Raw genomic sequence first — 16,620 nt, forward strand, 5'->3', positions numbered from 1 at the left:
TAAGGCTAGTAATTAGTTGTTTGTATGAAGTGCGCGGTGTTGACGTTCGACAATGTTCAAGGGCACACAAACAGATTGTTCCCGATTAAGAAACTGCATCAGGATCATCACCCGTTCCGCACCTTGCGGGGCAATGAACACGCCCTCCAGTGGCGACAGCGGACCACTGATGAACTGTAAAGGCTCGCCGGGTTTAAGGGCCTCGTCCGCGCTAGATGCCGAGGACTCGACACAACGCTCACGCAAATGCTCGATGACGTGTTCTGCCACCGTCGCAGGACCTTGATTGAATTCGACAATGCGACTGATGCCCCGGGTGGAACGTATGGGCGCCCAATTGTCTGTACGGCTGAGCTGAATAAACAAATAGCCGGGGAAGAGTGATTCCAGCACCCGCTGTCTTCTCCCGCGGATGACGCGTTCACTCGTAAGTTGGGGATGGAAGATTACGTAATTTTGTTGAATCAAATTGAGGTGGGCACGCTCGTCCTGGCGTGGCTTGCATTGCAAAAGATACCAATTAGGCTGCTCGGAGCTGATAGCTGACATGCTGGTAAACTCTGAAGTTTTCGAAGTTTAAGCAGGCAGGGGCTCTATTTGAGCCAGGAAATGTCAATCAGCAAAAGTCTGGTTTTTATGGTTTGACGCAAGCGTGTATCAATAATGAATCACAAAACGCTTCAGGAGAGTGCGCGACTTAATCGCATGACGCTATAAAGTGCATTTGTCTGGCATGACCCGTAGTTTTAATTCTCAAAGGTCAAAGCTACCGCACGGTCTGCACATTGGACCGGTGTACAAGAAAATTTAGAAGTGTCGTTGGAACATTGAAGAACAAGCAAAAGAACACTTGCGTCTTGTTCGAACAGACGTTGACAGTTATCGGCCAGTCTTCGCTGTCTGTCAAACGTTCCTAGTCAAAAAATTCGCCATTGGTCAAATGTCAAAAATGACAGCTTACAAGTGTTTGTTTATAAAGTGTTTTATCCAATCGTCGCGCCAAAAAAACTTTCCCCGTTGTTTGTAGTCGGCGGCGATTTGGTCTGTCAGCAATCCTTTACCCACTATTGGGGGGTGTTATGAGAGGTGGACCTCGTGCACTAGCGACGCTATAACTAGTCGCCTGTCGAGTTGAAATATGGAGCAGGGACTATGACCGTTCTTGTGACTGGCGCTGCGGGTTTCATTGGGTATCACACGGTCAAACAATTGTGCCTTGATGGTCATGAAGTTGTTGGCATCGACAACCTCAATCCTTACTACAGCGTCCAACTCAAAGAGGCACGACTCAAGCAATTGAGTGAACTGCAAGGTTTCCGTTTCCACACCATGGATATTGTCGACAAGCCTGCCTTGATGGCACTTTTCGAAGCCGAGCGATTCACCGAGGTCGTGCACCTGGCCGCTCAGGCGGGGGTCCGTTATTCACTGGATAACCCGGATGCCTACGCGCAATCGAATCTGGTTGGTTTCTTGAACATACTGGAAGCCTGCCGGCATTTTCGGCCCGCGCATCTGATCTACGCGTCGAGCAGCTCGGTGTACGGCGCCAACAGCAAACTGCCCTTCAGTGTCGATGACGCGGTCGAGCATCCCGTCTCCCTGTACGCCGCCACCAAGCGTGCCAACGAGTTGCTCGCCGACAGTTACTGCCACCTCTACGGGCTACAGGCCAGCGGGCTGCGGTTTTTTACCGTTTATGGGCCTTGGGGGCGGCCGGACATGGCGCTGTTCAAGTTCACCGAAGCGATCCTACAGGGCCGGCCCATCGATATTTACAACCATGGCCAGATGGCGCGGGACTTCACCTATATCGACGACATTGTCGAAGGCATTGTCCGCTTGTGTCCGAAGCCGCCGCTGCCGGACACGCAGGCCCAGGGCGTCAACCGGATTTTCAATATAGGGCGTGGCCAACCGGTCGCGCTGCTGGATTTTGTCGACTGCCTGGAATCGGCGTTGGGCATAAAAGCTCAGCGCAACTTTTTGCCGATGCAGGCGGGCGATGTCGTCAATACGTGGGCTGATGTTTCGGCGCTGGCAGACTGGGTCGGCTTTTCCCCGCACGTGGAGGTTGCAGCCGGTGTGGAGCAGTTTGTGCGGTGGTATCGCCAGTTTTATCAGGTGTGAGTTTTACGCTCAAAAGGTTGGCGGGGTGATGACCCAGATCACCACTGCATCGACGTCGCCTGGGTTGCCGTAGCGGTGCGGTTGCTGGCTGGAGAAGCTGAAACTGTCGCCCTCGCTGAGCTGAAAGTGGCGCTCGCCGACCCATAGCTCGAAACACCCCGACAGCAAATACCCGGCTTCTTCGCCTTCGTGGCTGTAGCTTTGCTGACTGTAGGTGCCGGGTGGAAAACGCGAGTGGAGCATTTCCAGCTTTTGATTGGGTTGCGGTGTCAGCAACTGGTCGACGATGCCGTCTTCGTAATGCACGCTCAGGCGACTGTTCTTGCGCACCACCACGCCGTCGTCCTCGGGTGCGGTGTTGGCCTCGCTGGCGAAGAACCACTGGATGGTCACGCCGAGGCTGCGGGCAATGTTGAACAATGCCGGGATCGACGGGTAGGCGAGGTTGCGTTCCAGTTGGCTGATGTAGCCGGCGGTCAGTTCGCTCAAGCCTGCCAGTTCCGCGAGGGTCATGCCCCGACGCTTGCGCAGGCCGCGGATGCGGGTGCCGAGGAAGTGCGGCTCGGCGGCGCCGGTTGCGGGCTGTGATTTGCTGTTGTTGCTCATGGAAAATTCCGAACCGGGGAGGTGGTGACTTACCGCTCTCTGTAGGAGCTGGCTCGCCAGCGATGGAGGTACAGACACCACGTTCGCGTTATCGTTAACGTCCATCGCTAGCAAGCCAGCCCCTGCAAAGCACAGCGGTGAAAGCCCCGGAGTATAAACAGCCTTAAAGCTGCCACGCGACTTTCAGGCCTTCATAAATCGCTTCTTCGGCGGTGCGTGGCGCCAGGCAATCGCCGATCCGGCGAAACTCTACCAGTCCTTGCAGCTCAGCCCCCAGTGTGTCCACCGGCTGGTGTCCCTGGCACAACACCAGCGTGTCGATATTCTCCAGCAGCATCGGCTCGCCACTGGCGGTGTGTTGCAGGTACACCGTGTTGTCGTCGCAACCATACAGCCGGGCGTACGGAATAATCGCAATGCCCAGTTTGTGCAGTTCACCGGCCAGTTGATCGCGGACATACAACGGCAGGTTTTCCCCGCAATGGGTGCCGTTGACCGCCAGTTGCACCTGATGCCCGGCGCGGGTCAGATGCTCGGCGATGCCCGGGCCGATCCAGTCGCAGCGCCAGTCGACCACCACCACCGAACGGCCGATCTGCACCTCGCCACGCAGCACTTGCCAAGCGTCCACCACCTGCAACTCGCCACCGCGTTCGAACGTTGGCCAATAGGGTTCGGCGCCGGTGGCGATGATCACCATGTCCGGCTTTTCCTGTTCCACCAGGGTGCGGTCGACGCGGGTATTGCGCACCACCTGGACACCGGCCAGTTCCATCTCCCGTTGCAGGTTGGTGCTGGCCCCGCCGAACTCGCTGCGCCGTGGCAGCAATTGCGCGAGCAACACCTGACCGCCGAGTTGTGAGCTGGCTTCGTACAACGTCACGTCATGCCCGCGTTGCGCGGCGACGGTGGCCGCTTTCATGCCAGCCGGACCACCACCGGCGACCATGATGCGCTTGCGGGTTTTAGCCGGTTGCCGCTCGCCAAAGATCAGCTCACGGCCGGTTTCCGGGTGCTGGATACAAGAGATCGGCAAGCCCTTGTGGAAGTGCCCGATACACGCCTGATTGCAGGCGATGCAAGCGCGCACATCTTCGGCGCGGCCGTTGTCGGTTTTGTTGGGCATCTGCGGGTCGCAAATCAATGCGCGGGTCATGCCGCAGACATCGGCCTGGCCCCGGGCCAGAATAAGCTCGGCTTCCTGGGGCTGGTTGATGCGTCCGGTCACGAAAAGCGGAATATCCAGACGGGCCTTGAACGTCCCGGCTTCCTTGGCCAGGTAAGCCGCCTCGATGGCCATCGGCGGCACGATGTGCACCGCGCCGCCCAACGAAGCTGAGGTGCCGGCGACGATGTGCACGTAATCGAGTTGTGCTTGCAGCGATTGGACGGCGGCCAGGGACTCGTCGTCGGTCAGGCCTTCAGGATCTCGCTCATCGGCGCAGATGCGCAGGCCGATGATGAACTGCTCATCAGTGGCGAGCCGTATCGCCGCGATGATTTCCCGCAGAAACCGCAGGCGCTGCTCCAGCCCGCCGTTGTAGCCATCGGTACGGCGATTGACCCGAGGATTGATGAATTGCGCCGGCAAATAACCGTGGCTGGCGACCACTTCAACGCCATCGATCCCGGCCTGGTGCAGGCGTCGGGCTGCGGCGGCATAGCCGGCGACAATCTCGTCGATCATCGCCTGATCCAGCGCACGGGGCATCACCCGGAAGCGTTCATTGGGCACCGCCGAAGCGGAGTAGGCCACCGCCAGCAGACCATCGCTGGACTCCATGATTTCCCGTCCGGGGTGAAACACCTGGGACAACACCACGGTGCCGTGGGCGTGGCAGGTTTGCGCGAGTTTGCGATAACCCTCGATGCATACGTCGTCGGTGGCCATCAGCACATGGGAGGTGTACCGCGCGCTGTCATGCACGCCGGCCACTTGCAGCACGATCAGCCCGACACCGCCCTCGGCGCGCGCCCGGTGATAGGCGATCAGTTGCTCGTTGACCAGGTTGTCGGTGGGCATCGACGTGTCGTGCCCGCTGGACATGATGCGGTTTTTCAGGCGTTTGCCACGAATCTCCAAGGGTTCGAACAGGTGCGCGAAGGCAGGGGTCGAGGTCGGCATGGTGCGGATACTCCAGGCAGGCTGAAGCCGAAAGGCCGGGTTTCGGCGTTGTTATTATTGTTCTATAGAAATTTACCTGTAGTAAAAAATCAACCTGTTTATTTACTTTCGACTGCGTTAGCGTGAATTGTCAGCTGGACGATGCAACACGACCGGCCTTACTGTCCTACCCAGCCGATTTCAGCCTGGAGACCACAACAATGAATAAAATCGCTACTTCTCTGACCGCGCCGCAGCGCAGTGCCACGGAGCAACGCCTGCGTGAAGAGCTGGCTGCCTGTTATCGCCTGATCGCCCATTTCCGGATGACCGATTTGATCTTCACCCACATCTCGGTGCGCATTCCGGGGCCGGAGCATCATTTTCTGATCAACCCCTATGGGCTGATGTTCGATGAAATTACGGCGTCGAATCTGGTCAAGATTGGTCTGGATGGCCACGCCGTTGAAGCCTCGCCTTACCCGGTGAACCCGGCCGGTTTCGTGATTCACAGCGCGATCCATGGTGCCCGGGAGGATGCGCAATGCGTGTTGCACACCCACACCAAATCCGGTTGTGCAGTGGCGGCGTTGAAGTGTGGTTTGTTGCCAGTGAACCAGATTTCCATGGAGTTCTATGGCCGCGTGGCCTACCACGACTATGAAGGCGTGGCGCTGGACATGAGTGAGCAGCAGCGACTGGTCCAGGACCTCGGGGACAAGCCGGTGTTGATGCTGCGCAATCATGGGCTGCTGACGGTTGGCGAGACGGTGAGCCAGGCGTTTTTGCGCATGTATTACCTGGAAAAGGCTTGTGAAATTCAACTGGCAGCGCAGGCAGCCGGCGAAATTGTTTTGCCGTCACATGAGGTGTGCGCGCACACCGAGCGGCAGTTCAATGACCCAGGGCGGCCGCTGGAAGAGGGTGAGTTGAGTGACCCGGATGCCATGCAATTGGCTTGGGCGGCGATGCTGAGGTTGTTGGATCGGGTCGCGCCCGGGTATCGGGATTGACCGAAGCCCGGTGTTGAATCGGTTGACGCCATCGCTGGCAAGCCAGCGCCTACAGGATTTGTGGGTGTACGCGGAAATTGCGTACGAGCCAATACTGTAGGAGCCGGCTTGCTGGCGATGCAGGCGCCGCAGTTTCCCGGGCTTACGCCAAGGCACATTGTTGCTGTACAGTCGTTCAGCCCGCAGCTAACCCGTGCGGGCCTAAACGAATGAGCCTAAGGAGCGTGTCGCCCATGAATCAGGAAGCCCGTTTTTCCCGCATGGAACCGGAGTTGCGCAAGGCCAACCTGATCGAGGCGACGTTGACGTGCCTCAAGCGTCATGGCTTCCAGGGCGCCTCGATCCGCAAGATTTCCGCCGAGGCCGGTGTCTCCGTTGGCCTGATCAGCCACCACTATTCCGGCAAGGACGAACTGGTGGCCGAAGCCTACATGGCGATTACCGGGCGGGTCATGACCCTGCTGCGTGACGCGATGGAACAAGCCGCACCCAACGCCCGTGAACGCCTGTCGGCATTTTTCCGCGGTTCGTTCTCCGCCGAATTGCTCGACCCGCAATTGATCGACGCCTGGCTGGCATTCTGGGGGGCAGTGAAAACCGCCGAGGCCATCAACAAGGCCCACGATCATTCCTATGGCGAGTACCGCGCAATTCTGCGCAAGGTGCTGATGGAACTGGCACAGGAAGAGCACTGGGAAAACTTCGACGCCGATCTCGCCGCGATCAGTCTCAGCGCGTTGCTCGATGGCTTGTGGCTGGAGTCCGGGCTCAACCCCGGCACCTTCACCCCGGAGCAGGGCATCCAGATTTGTGAAGCCTGGGTCGACGGTTTGCAGGCAGGTGGCCGCCAGCGATTTTGCAGACAGACGAGTAGCTGTTGATCGCCCGTTCAGCTGTGGCTACTCTCTGGCGTTGATGCAACACCCCTCTAATAAGAAACAAGCAGGACACCAGCAATGACACCTCGGGTACTGGTCGTCGATGACGATCCGCTGATTCGCGAACTGTTGCATGCCTACCTGTCCCGGGAAGGCTATGAGGTGCATAGCGCCGCCACGGCGGAACTGGCCGAAACCTTCCTGGCCAGCCAGACCGTCGACCTGGTCATGCTCGATATCCGCTTACCGGGCAAGGACGGCCTGACCCTGACCCGCGAGCTGCGGGTGCGCTCGGAAGTGGGCATTATCCTGATCACCGGCCGCAACGATGAAATCGACCGCATCGTCGGCCTCGAATGCGGTGCCGATGACTACGTGATCAAGCCGCTCAATCCGCGCGAATTGGTGTCCCGGGCGAAGAACCTGATTCGCCGGGTTCGCCATGCGCAGATCCCGCCACCGGTTGTCGCCGTTGCCAAACCCGTCAAACAGTTCGCCGATTGGGCGCTGGACACCGACCGCCGTCGGCTGATCGATCCGTCCGGCAGCGAAACCCTGCTGACCCACGGCGAGTATCAGTTACTCAGTGTGTTCCTGCGCAACAGCGGCCACACCCTCAGTCGCGATCAGTTGATGGATCAGATCCGCAACCGCGAATGGGTGCCCAATGATCGCTCCATCGACGTGCTGGTCGGCCGTTTGCGCCGCAAGTTGCATGACGATCCGGCCGAGCCGCAGTTGATCATCACCATTCACGGCGCCGGTTATCTGTTTACCGCCAGCCTGGCGGCGTGATGACGCTGGGGCGGCTGCTCTGGCTGCTGATGCTGCTGGCGGGCACCGCCCAGGCAGCGGAAAAGATCCGCTATTGCGATTACCCGGTGTACCCACCGATTTCCTGGAGCGACGGCAAACAGGTGCGTGGCCTGGCACCGAGCGTGGTGAAAAAACTGTTCGGCCAGCTCGGCTACGAAGTCGAGGTCGTGGTGCTGGGCAACTGGAAACGCTGCCTGCTCGATGCCGCCGAAGGCCGGGTCGACGTGGTCCTGGCCTACAGCACCGCGCAACGCGAACAAAGCATGCTGTTTTCCAACGTCCCGGTGCTGCGTGAAGAAGTGGCGCTGTTCATCAACCGCCAACACCCGGTGAAGTTTGAACGGTTGCAAGACCTGGCCCGTTACCGTGGCGGCCTGCTGTTCGGTGAAAGCTACGGCGTGGAGTTCGATCGCATGGTCGCGCAAAACAACAACATCGAATGGGTCTCCGATAGCCGCCAGAACTTCGGCAAGCTGATTCGCGGGCGCATCGACTTCATCACCCAGGAACGCCGTACCGGCCAGCTTTACGTCGAAAGCCTGGCCGGCGCGCAAGACATTGTCGCGTTGCCTACAGCCCTCAGCGTTGACGACCTGCGGGTCGCCGTTTCCCGTCGCTCACCCCTGGCTGAACGCATGCCGGATATCGATGCGCAACTGCAGCGCATGGTCAATGCCGGTGACATTGAGCGTCTGCTGAATGAGAGCGAAGTGACCTACCGCGACATGATCCATTTGCCGGCGAACAGCCCATGATCCGCGGCCGACCCGGTGGCTTGTTGCGGCGTCTGCTGCTGTTCATTCTGTTGTTCAGCCTGTGCTTCACCGTACTCGCCAGCAGCGTGCAGCTCTACATCGAGTACCGCCGGGAAATGCGCGAGATCGATTCACGCATGGAGCTGATCCGCGCCGGGTATCTGGCGAGCCTGGAGCGCAGTTTGTGGGATCTGAACCAGGAACAGTTGAACGTGCAGTTGCGCGGGCTGGTGGATTTCTCCGATGTCGCCCGGGTGCATCTGATCAGCAGCGATTTCGATCTGGTGCAAGGCAATCCGCAACCGGTCGGGCCGCTGCGGGTCGAGCGTTTTGTGCTGGATTACCAGCCTCCGTCCGGGCCGTTGCGCCAACTGGGCGAGCTGGAAGTCAGCACCGACCTGGGGGCGGTGTATCAGCGCCTGTATGCCAGCGGCTTGACCAGCCTGTTGTGGATGGGCGCGTTCCTGTGTGGCCTGGCGGTGGCGTTGTCCGGTTTGTTTTATCGCCTGGTGACCCGGCACTTGCAGGTCATGGCCGAATTTGCCCGGCGCATTGCGGCCGGGCAGTGGCAGGAGCCCCTGCGCCTGGGCAAGAGCCGCAGCGCCAACGAAGACGAAATCGACACGGTCGCCACCGCGCTCGACGACATGCGCCGGGCGATCCTCAGTGACATTGAACGCCGCGAAACCGATCGGTTGGCCTTGCAGGACAACCGCGACGAGTTGTTGAAAATGGTCGAACGGCGGACCGCCAGCCTGATGCGCGCCAAGGACGAAGCCGAAGCGGCCAACCTCGCCAAGTCACGGTTCCTGGCGACCATGAGCCATGAGTTGCGCACACCGCTCAACGGCATTCTCGGCATGGCTGAACTGTTGCGCGATGCGCGTCTCGACGAGCGCGATGGCAAGCGACTTGATGCGCTGCACAAGGCCGGCGAAGGCTTGCTGACCATCCTCAACGAAGTACTGTTCTTCGCCAAACTGGAGGAGGGCGCAAGCCTGCCGGAGCCGGTGGATTTCTCGGTGCGCCAATTGCTCGATGAAGTGCTGACCTTGCTGGAACCGAAGGCACTGGCCAATGACACCGTGCTGCACTGTCGCGTCGATCAGCGGGTGGCCGAGCGTTATCACGGCGCCGAACAGTTTTTGCGCCAGGTCTTGAGCAATCTGCTGGCCAATGCGATCAAGTTCACCGAAAACGGCGAGGTCAGTGTCGACGTGGCCTTGCTCACGCAAGCTGAAGGCAGTCGCGCTGATCAGTTGCGGGTGAGCGTCACCGATAACGGCATCGGCATCGCGGCGCCCATGCAGGCAAAGATTTTCGAGCGTTTCACCCAGGCCAGCGATGAAGTGGCGCAGCGTTTTGGCGGCACCGGGTTGGGGCTTGCGATCTGCAAACACCTGGTAGAGCAGATGGGCGGGAGCATCGGCGTTGCCAGCGAAGTCGATCGGGGCAGTTGTTTCTGGTTTGAGCTGACGCTGCAACCTGCCGTCGGTGCGACGGCTCAGCTGCCGATAGATGTGCCGGGGCCAGCGCTGGATATTCTGGTGGTTGAGGACGTGGCGCTCAATCGCGATGTGGTCAGCGGTTTGCTGCAACGGGATGGCCATCGGGTCTGGCTGGCCGAAGAGAGCGAACAGGCACTGCTGCAATGCGCCGCGCAGGCCTTCGATCTGATTCTGCTGGACGTACATCTGCCGGGCATGAGCGGTGTGGCGTTGTGCAAACGACTGCGTAGCCTCGAGGGGCCGAACCGAACCGCACGTATTTTTGCCCTGACCGCCAGCGTGCAGCCGGCGCTGGTGCGCGGGTATCTGGATGCCGGCATGGACGGCGTGCTCGCCAAACCGCTGAAACTGGACCAGCTGCGTAAAGCCCTGAGTGAACAGCCACTGACGCCCGAGCCGTTGCCGGAAGACAGCGCGATGGACTGGCCGCTGCTGCAAACCCATCGCACCTTGCTGGGCGAGCAGAAAGTGCAGGGGCTGCTGGCCGTACTGCGCGACTCGATCCTGCAACATCGTCAGGCGTTGCGCGAAGCCATTGGCGCCGATGACGGCAGCGAAGTCGCGCATCTGGCGCACCGACTGGCCGGCAGCTGCGATTCGCTGGGCTTTCGTGCCTTGGCCAATGATCTGAGATGGCTGGAAGACGCGGCACGGAGCAATGACGAGGCGGCTGTCCGCTTGCTTGCACCGCAGATCGACGGGCAATGCCAACGCTCGCTCGACACGCTGGAACAACTGTTGCAGCGCTGACGTACAAGTTTGTTACGACTTTTCACAACTTCGATCTTTACGTACAACGCGACCTTACATGGCTTTCCAATAATCGACGCAACCGCCGCAGCGCGGTCTTCGAAGCTTATTGGAGATAATAATAATGAATTGCCGTAAAGCTGATTCCTCCCCGTGCCCTGACGTCCTGTCATGCACTGCGCACCTCACCGACTGCTGAGGTGCAGACATGAACGAAAATACTGATCGCAAAGGCATCCAACTGACCCGGGCCCTGAAAAGCCGGCACATCTTCATGCTGTCCCTGGACGGGGTGATTGGCACCGGGCTGTTCATGGGCTCCGGTGTCATCATCAATCAGGGTGGCCCGGTGGGGGCGATTCTGGCGTACCTGGTCGCAGGTTTCCTGATGTATCTGGTGATGGTCTGCCTCGGTGAACTGTCGGTACAGATGCCGGTGTCGGGCTCGTTTCAAACCCATGCCACCCAGTACATCGGGCCGGCTACCGGCTTCATGATCGGCTGGGTCTACTGGATGAGTTGGGCGACCACCGTAGGCCTGGAATTCACCGCCGCCGGCATGCTGATGACCCGTTGGTTTCCTGAAGTGCCAATTTGGTACTGGTCGGCGCTGTTCGTGGTGGTGTTGTTCGGCATCAACGCCATGGCGACCCGCGCATTCGGTGAGGCGGAATACTGGTTTTCCGGGATCAAGGTCGCGGCGATTCTCGGTTTTATCGTGGTTGGCGTGCTGGTGATCTTCGGCGCGATACCGCTGAGCAGCGGCGCGCCCGCGCCAATGGCGAGCAATCTGATTGGCGATTCGTTGTTCCCCAATGGGTTGTCGGCAGTGTTCGCAGTGATGATGACTGTGGTCTACGCCTTCCAGGGTTGCGAGATCATGGGCGTGGCAGCCGGCGAAACCGATCAGCCGGAAAAGAGCATCCCGCGTGCCGTGCGCAACGTGGTGTTCCGCGTGCTGATTTTCTATGTGCTGGCGATCATCGTGCTGTCGGCCATCGTGCCGTGGCAGCAGGCGGGGTTGATGGAAAGCCCGTTTGTGCAGGTGTTCGATATGGTTGGCATTCCGTATGCGGCTGACTTGATGAACTTCGTGATCCTCACCGCGATTCTGTCGGTGGGCAACTCCGGCCTGTATGCCTCGACGCGCATTCTATGGGCAATGTCGAAAACCGGCATGGCGCCCAAGAGCCTGTCGCCGCTGAGCAAGCGTGGCGTGCCGCTGCGTGCATTGAGCATCACGTTGTGCTTTGCCCTGGTGTCGTTGATGACCAGTTTCGTCGCGGCCGACACCTTGTTCATGGTGCTGATGGCGGTGAGCGGCATGTCCGGCACCGTAACCTGGATTGTCATCGCGCTGGCACAGTACAAATTCCGCAAAGCCTGGCTGCGTGACGGCAACAAACTCAGCGACCTGAAATACCGCGCACCGTGGTTCCCGGTATTGCCGCTGATGTGCATTACCTTGTGCTGCTCGCTGTTCGTGTTCCTGGCCCTGGATGAAACCCAGCGTCCATCGCTGTATTGGGGCTTCGGGTTCATCGCGCTGTGCTATGGCGCGTATTTCCTGATCCATCGCAAACGTCAGGCCGTGTTGGCACCAAGCCTGCCGACAGCCTGATCCCCGTAGGAGCCGGCTTGCTGGCGATAGCGATGTGTCAGCCAGCAGAGATGTTGGATGTGATGCCGCAATCGCCAGCAAGCCGGCTTCTACAGGTTTTCGAACGTCGCAATGCCTTGTCGGCAGTTGTTCGAAGTTGTAACAGCGGCACTGGCCCAACACCAAAACTCGACAAATAAACCAATAAAACCAATGCGTTAACGATTAAAGACGATCGTTACAGCTGATCTCTCCACCGATTGCCGCCTTGCTGAACACTCGTTTAGTATGGCCTCAAGTCGCATCACCTCAGACCCATCACAATAATTCGAGGACTCGCATGACTACTCATGATTCGCTGCTCAGTCAGGTCGAAGCAGGCGTTGCCTGGATTACGCTCAATCGCACCGCTCAGCGCAACGCGCTGGACATCCCGACCCTGAACACCCTGCATGGGTTGCTCGACAGCTTCAACGCCGACCCAGCGGTACGCGTGGTGGTGTTGACCGGCAGCGGTCGCAGTTTCTGCGCCGGCGCTGACCTCGACGAGTGGGCCGACGCCGAAGCCCGCGGTGCGCTGGAAACCTACGGCTGGACCGAAACCGCCCACGCCTTGATGACCCGTCTTCACAGTCTGGAAAAACCGACGATCGCCGCCATCAACGGCACTGCCGTCGGCGCCGGTATGGATTTGACCTTGTGCTGCGACCTGCGCATCGCCGGGCAATCGGCGCGATTCAAGGCCGGCTACACCAGCATGGCCTACTCGCCGGACGCCGGCGCCAGTTGGCACCTGCCACGGCTGATCGGCAGCGAACAAGCCAAGCGTCTGCTGTTCCTCGATGAGTTGTGGAGCGCCGACCGTGCGCTTTCCGCGGGTCTGGTCGGCGAAGTCTGCGCCGATGATCAACTGCTGACCGTCGCCAGCGAATTGGCCACACGCCTGGCTGCCGGGCCGACTTTCGCCTTCGCCCAAACCAAAAAACTCATGCGCGAAGGCGCCGAACGCAGTCTCGCCGAACAGCTGCAAGCCGAACTCGCCGCCGGGTTGCTCTGCGGTCGCAGCGTCGACGGCAGTGAAGCCCTGCGCGCCGCCATGGAAAAACGCCCGGCACGCTTCATCGGTCGCTAAGCCCCGCATCCACCTATCAGCACACGAACAACAGGTAGCCGCATGAATTTCCAACTGACCCAAGAACAAGAAATGTTGGTGGACTCGGTACGCAGCTTCGTCGAGAAGGAACTGCTGCCCTATGAGACCGAAGTCGACCGTGCCGACGAGGTCTCTGCCGAACTGGCCGCCCAGATACGCGGCAAGGCGATTGCCGCCGGTTTCTATGCTTTCAACATGCCGGAAGACGTCGGCGGCGGCGGTCTGGATTACCTGTCCCAGGCGCTGATCGAGCGTGAACTGTCGAAAGTGTCCTGGGCGCTGCACGTGTTCGTCGCACGGCCTTCGAAAATCCTCATGGCCTGCAAAGGCGACCAGATCAACGACTACCTGCTGCCGTGCATCCAGGGCGAGAAAATCGACTGCTTCGCCTTGACCGAACCGGGTGCCGGCTCCGACGCCAATGCGATCAAGACCCGCGCCGTGCGTGAAGGCGACGACTTCATCCTCAACGGCAGCAAGCATTTCATCAGCCACGCCGGCCACGCCGATTTCGCCATCGTCTTCGCGGTGACCGACACCTACGAACAAAACGGCAAGAAGCGCAACGCCGTGACCTCGTTCCTGGTCGACCGCAACACCCCCGGCATGACCATCCGCCGTGGCCCGAAATGCGTGAGCAACCGTGGTTACCACACCTTCGAAATGTTCTTCGACGATTGCCGCGTACCGGCCAGCAAAGTGCTGGGTGAAGTCGGCAAAGGCTGGGACGTCGCCAACGCCTGGCTGACTGCCGGGCGGGTGATGGTCGCGGCCAACTGTGTCGGGCAGGCCCAGCGTGCACTGGATTGCTCGCTGCAATGGGCGGCCGACCGCAAGCAGTTTGGCCAGGCCATCGGTCACTTCCAGGGCGTGTCGTTCAAATTGGCGGACATGGCGACTCAGATCCGCGCCGCGGAACTGCTGACCCTGCACACCGCGTGGAAAATGGACCAGGGCACCATGACTGACGGCGAGGCCGGCATGGCCAAGTTGTTCGCCAGTGAAGTGCTCGGACGTGCGGCGGATGAAGCCGTGCAGATCTTTGGCGGCATGGGCCTGATGGATGAAAGCCCGGTGGAGCGCATTTGGCGTAACGCGCGGATCGAGCGAGTCTGGGAAGGCACTTCGGAAATCCAGCGCCACATTATTTCCCGCGAGCTGTTGCGGCCACTGCTGCGCTGATCGGCCTGGAGAATTGCCATGTCCCAAACCATTCGCGACAACCTCCAGCGCATGCTCGCGCCACAACACGTGGCGTTTGTCGGCGGCCGCAGCATGGCGCGCGCCCTCAAACGCTGCGCCGACGGTGGCTACCAAGGGCAAATGTGGCTGGTCAACCCGCAGCACGACAGCCTTGAAGGCGTGCCCTGCGTGCGCAGCATTGCCGATTTGCCCTGCGGGCCGGACGCGGTGTTCATCGCCACCAACCGTGATTTGACCCTGACCTGCGTCGCCGAACTGGCCGCCATCGGTGCCGGCGGCGCGATCTGCTATGCCTCGGGGTTCGCCGAAACCGGCGCCGAAGGCCAGGCGCTGCAACAACAACTGCTTGCAGCCGCCGGCGACATGGCGTTGCTCGGCCCCAACTGCTACGGCTTGCTCGACTACCTGCACAGCGCCGCGCTGTGGCCGGTGGCCCATGGCGGCAAAGCGGTGGAGAAGGGCGTGGCGGTGCTGACTCAGAGCGGCAACTTCGCCTACAACCTGTCAATGAGCGACCGGTCGCTGCCGGTGGCCTACATGGCGTCGGTCGGTAATCAGGCGCAACTGGGCGTGGCTGAATTGATGGATGTGCTGCTCGACGAACCGCGTGTCACCGCCATCGGCCTGCACCTCGAAGGTTTGAAAAACGTCCCGGGGTTCGCCCGCGCCGCGCACAAGGCCCTGGAGAAGGGCATTCCGATCATTGCCTTGAAAACCGGCGTGTCGCAGATCGGCGCCGAACTGGCCCTGAGTCACACCAGTTCGCTGTCCGGTTCCGATGCGCTGTACGACGCGTTGTTCGAGCGCCTGGGCGTGATTCGCGTCAGTGGCCCGGTGAGTTTTGTCGAAACCCTGAAAGCCGCGGCCTGCGGCAACCTGCCGGCGGGCAACAGCCTGATCGCACTGGCCTGTTCCGGTGGCGATGCCGGGCTGATTGCCGACTACGCCGAACGCAATGAACTGGGCTTGCCGACACTCGATGACGGGCAGGTCGGCGAACTGGCGCAGGTGTTGCCCGGTTACGCCAACCTGGTCAACCCGCTGGATTTCACCACCGCGATCTGGGGCGATGGCGCGGCGCTCAATCGCATGCTCGACAGCGCCCTGCGCACGCCAGCCGACGCGGCGATGCTGGTGCTTGATTACCCCGCCGAGTTCACCGGCGAGCGCAAGGAGTGCGACCTGCTGCTTGAGCTGTACTGTGCAGCATTGAAGCGTCATGGCAAGAGCGGCTTTGTCACTTCGGCGTTCCCTGAATTACTGCCGGCCCACGCCCGTGAGCGCCTGCATGCGCAAGGCGTGGCGGCGTTGCAAGGCGTCGAGGATGGTTTGGCGGCATGGGGTCGAATCGCCGGTTACCAGCGCAATCGTCAGGCGTTGTTGGCTCTGGGTGAGTCGGCGTTGCTGCCGCTGTGTCCGCAAGCATTGACCGGCGAGGGTGAGCTGCTCAATGAATGGAATTCCAAACAGGCATTAAGCGCTTTCGGTCTGCCGACGCCAAACGGCGTTCTCAGCACCCCGGCCAATGCCTTGAAAGACGCCGAAGTGCTGGGCTACCCGCTGGTGGTGAAAGCCGTCAGCGCACAGTTGCCGCACAAGACCGAAGCCGGCGCCGTGGCACTGAACCTCAAGGACAGCGCCGCATTAAGCGCAGCACTGGAAACCATGCGCGCCAGCATCGCCGCGTATGCGCCGGACGTGGCGTTCGACCAACTGCTGCTGGAGCCCATGGCCAAACCGCCGTTGGCCGAGTTGATCGTCGGCATCAAACGCGAAAACGATTTCGGCCTGGCCCTGGTGATTGGCGCCGGCGGCATTCTGGTGGAATTGCTCAAGGACAGTCGCAGCCTGTTGCTGCCGACCACCGACGGCGCCATCCGCAACGCCGTGCTAGGTCTGCGCAGTGCACCGTTGCTGCAGGGTTTCCGTGGCCGTGATGCGGCGGATCTGGAAGCGCTGGTGGCCGCGATTCGCGCGGTCGCCGATTACGCCTGCGAAAACGCCGCGCAATTGTTGGAACTCGATGTGAACCCATTGTTGGTCGGCGCCGATGGCACGACTGCGGTCGATGCGTTGATTCGCCTTGGCCATGTGTGAGGACCTG

Annotated in this window: 13 protein-coding genes; 10 read left to right on the plus strand and 3 right to left on the minus strand. The window is 60.3% G+C overall.

Annotated features, from left to right (window positions below):
- Positions 1-12: 12 nt before the first annotated feature.
- Positions 13-549, minus strand: coding sequence for a transcription/translation regulatory transformer protein RfaH (rfaH, locus tag M5G20_RS06070; protein ID WP_273918365.1), 537 nt, complete (start codon positions 547-549; stop codon positions 13-15).
- A 603-nt stretch (positions 550-1,152) separates the two neighbouring features.
- On the opposite strand from rfaH, the gene M5G20_RS06075 reads away from it, so the two are divergent.
- Positions 1,153-2,130, plus strand: coding sequence for an NAD-dependent epimerase (locus M5G20_RS06075; RefSeq protein ID WP_273918366.1), 978 nt, complete (start codon positions 1,153-1,155; stop codon positions 2,128-2,130).
- 9 nt (positions 2,131-2,139) lie between these two features.
- Here M5G20_RS06075 and M5G20_RS06080 read toward each other — a convergent pair whose 3' ends face one another.
- On the minus strand, positions 2,140-2,736 hold the full coding sequence (locus M5G20_RS06080) for a cupin domain-containing protein (protein ID WP_273918367.1): 597 nt from the start codon (positions 2,734-2,736) through the stop codon (positions 2,140-2,142).
- 163 nt (positions 2,737-2,899) lie between these two features.
- Positions 2,900-4,861 carry an oxidoreductase gene (locus tag M5G20_RS06085; RefSeq protein ID WP_273918368.1) on the minus strand — a complete coding sequence of 654 codons (1,962 nt, stop codon included), beginning with the start codon at positions 4,859-4,861 and terminating at the stop codon, positions 2,900-2,902.
- Between the two features lie 200 nt (positions 4,862-5,061).
- Between M5G20_RS06085 and M5G20_RS06090 the strand changes: the two genes are divergently transcribed.
- The 9 genes from M5G20_RS06090 (at position 5,062) to M5G20_RS06130 (ending at position 16,613) form a co-directional block, all read left to right on the plus strand.
- On the plus strand, positions 5,062-5,853 hold the full coding sequence (locus M5G20_RS06090; RefSeq protein ID WP_273918369.1) for a class II aldolase/adducin family protein: 792 nt from the start codon (positions 5,062-5,064) through the stop codon (positions 5,851-5,853).
- 233 nt (positions 5,854-6,086) lie between these two features.
- Positions 6,087-6,734 (plus strand): TetR family transcriptional regulator C-terminal domain-containing protein, encoded by a 648-nt coding sequence (locus M5G20_RS06095; protein ID WP_150733049.1) that lies wholly within the window; start codon positions 6,087-6,089, stop codon positions 6,732-6,734.
- A 75-nt stretch (positions 6,735-6,809) separates the two neighbouring features.
- The gene (locus tag M5G20_RS06100) at positions 6,810-7,526 is read left to right on the plus strand and encodes a response regulator (protein WP_273918370.1); all 717 of its coding nucleotides are present in this window, start codon (positions 6,810-6,812) and stop codon (positions 7,524-7,526) included.
- Positions 7,527-7,531: 5 nt separating this feature from the next.
- Complete coding sequence (locus M5G20_RS06105; RefSeq protein ID WP_273918403.1) at positions 7,532-8,302, plus strand: substrate-binding periplasmic protein; 771 nt, start codon at positions 7,532-7,534, stop codon at positions 8,300-8,302.
- Complete coding sequence (locus M5G20_RS06110; protein WP_273918371.1) at positions 8,299-10,560, plus strand: ATP-binding protein; 2,262 nt, start codon at positions 8,299-8,301, stop codon at positions 10,558-10,560. Before M5G20_RS06105 ends, M5G20_RS06110 begins: the two co-directional genes overlap by 4 nt.
- Positions 10,561-10,768: 208 nt before the next feature.
- Positions 10,769-12,181 carry an amino acid permease gene (locus tag M5G20_RS06115; RefSeq protein WP_273918372.1) on the plus strand — a complete coding sequence of 471 codons (1,413 nt, stop codon included), beginning with the start codon at positions 10,769-10,771 and terminating at the stop codon, positions 12,179-12,181.
- 319 nt (positions 12,182-12,500) lie between these two features.
- Positions 12,501-13,292 carry an enoyl-CoA hydratase/isomerase family protein gene (locus tag M5G20_RS06120; protein WP_273918373.1) on the plus strand — a complete coding sequence of 264 codons (792 nt, stop codon included), beginning with the start codon at positions 12,501-12,503 and terminating at the stop codon, positions 13,290-13,292.
- A gap of 42 nt (positions 13,293-13,334) precedes the next feature.
- Complete coding sequence (locus M5G20_RS06125) at positions 13,335-14,495, plus strand: acyl-CoA dehydrogenase family protein (RefSeq protein ID WP_273918374.1); 1,161 nt, start codon at positions 13,335-13,337, stop codon at positions 14,493-14,495.
- Positions 14,496-14,513: 18 nt separating this feature from the next.
- Positions 14,514-16,613, plus strand: coding sequence for an acetate--CoA ligase family protein (locus M5G20_RS06130; protein ID WP_273918375.1), 2,100 nt, complete (start codon positions 14,514-14,516; stop codon positions 16,611-16,613).
- Positions 16,614-16,620: the final 7 nt, after the last annotated feature.

The sequence above is a fragment of the Pseudomonas sp. TNT2022 ID1044 genome (assembly GCF_028656895.1).
Classification (GTDB): domain Bacteria; phylum Pseudomonadota; class Gammaproteobacteria; order Pseudomonadales; family Pseudomonadaceae; genus Aquipseudomonas; species Aquipseudomonas reinekei.

Coding starts and splice junctions, on each gene's coding strand:
- rfaH (WP_273918365.1), bottom strand. CDS start 549: ATGTCAGCTATCAGCTCCGAGCAGCCTAATTGGTATCTTTTGCAATGC.
- M5G20_RS06075 (WP_273918366.1), top strand. CDS start 1,153: ATGACCGTTCTTGTGACTGGCGCTGCGGGTTTCATTGGGTATCACACG.
- M5G20_RS06080 (WP_273918367.1), bottom strand. CDS start 2,736: ATGAGCAACAACAGCAAATCACAGCCCGCAACCGGCGCCGCCGAGCCG.
- M5G20_RS06085 (WP_273918368.1), bottom strand. CDS start 4,861: ATGCCGACCTCGACCCCTGCCTTCGCGCACCTGTTCGAACCCTTGGAG.
- M5G20_RS06090 (WP_273918369.1), top strand. CDS start 5,062: ATGAATAAAATCGCTACTTCTCTGACCGCGCCGCAGCGCAGTGCCACG.
- M5G20_RS06095 (WP_150733049.1), top strand. CDS start 6,087: ATGAATCAGGAAGCCCGTTTTTCCCGCATGGAACCGGAGTTGCGCAAG.
- M5G20_RS06100 (WP_273918370.1), top strand. CDS start 6,810: ATGACACCTCGGGTACTGGTCGTCGATGACGATCCGCTGATTCGCGAA.
- M5G20_RS06110 (WP_273918371.1), top strand. CDS start 8,299: ATGATCCGCGGCCGACCCGGTGGCTTGTTGCGGCGTCTGCTGCTGTTC.
- M5G20_RS06115 (WP_273918372.1), top strand. CDS start 10,769: ATGAACGAAAATACTGATCGCAAAGGCATCCAACTGACCCGGGCCCTG.
- M5G20_RS06120 (WP_273918373.1), top strand. CDS start 12,501: ATGACTACTCATGATTCGCTGCTCAGTCAGGTCGAAGCAGGCGTTGCC.
- M5G20_RS06125 (WP_273918374.1), top strand. CDS start 13,335: ATGAATTTCCAACTGACCCAAGAACAAGAAATGTTGGTGGACTCGGTA.
- M5G20_RS06130 (WP_273918375.1), top strand. CDS start 14,514: ATGTCCCAAACCATTCGCGACAACCTCCAGCGCATGCTCGCGCCACAA.